The sequence below is a fragment of the Flavobacterium sp. FG139 genome, from assembly GCF_057809695.1.
Genome location: NZ_JBMDKL010000047.1, coordinates 1 through 777 on the forward strand (window position 1 = coordinate 1; position 777 = coordinate 777).

Sequence of the window (777 nt, forward strand, 5' to 3'; positions counted from 1 at the left end):
CTTGTGTGCCAACAAAAACCATTTGGTACCGCGTTGAGAACATTGCCAGTCATTGTTTTATAGTGGGTTCGTTCCAAATACAAGTCAACACCCCAATTGTACTGACTACACCAACACTGATGAGTCTTTGTGATAGCGATAGCCAACCAAACGATTTGCATACGACATTCAATATGTCAGGTTTTGTAGGAACTGTTTCCGGTCATACTTTGCAGTTCTACTTAGATCCAGGACACACCCAATTGATTCCAAATCCAGGAGCATTTGTCAATACCATACCAGGTACTCAAACAGTATATATAGCCGCTACAAACAATGTTACAGGATGTAAAAGTTATAGAACACTTACTATTGTGGTATTGCCAATTCCAACACCAAGAACCAACTTGAGCAGTATGCCTTTAGTGAGTTGTGATACCAACAATCCAAATGATGGATACGAGGTATTTAACTTAACCACCAATGCGGCTTATATTGCCAATGGTGATCCAAATGTCACCTTACATTACTATCCGAGTTATACCGATGCGGTAAACAATACTTTAGAGTTTATTCCAGCTACTGCGGCTAACGTACACCAAAACGTATGGATTAGAGTAGAGAGTATTTACAACATTGATTACCACGGAGAACATTGTTATGTACTGGTAGAACAACCCATCAAAGTAAACCCGCTACCACTGATTACCTCAGGAGTGGTGTATCAAGAGTGTGATGACGATACAGATGGCTTTACCTTGTTTAATTTAAACTCACAAGCGGCTAATTTGTTATCGA

General features: G+C 39.8%; 1 pseudogene. It reads left to right on the forward strand.

The annotated features are described in order from the left end of the window. A pseudogene (locus ACODSI_RS15040) lies at positions 1-777 on the forward strand (adhesin); the annotation flags it as partial.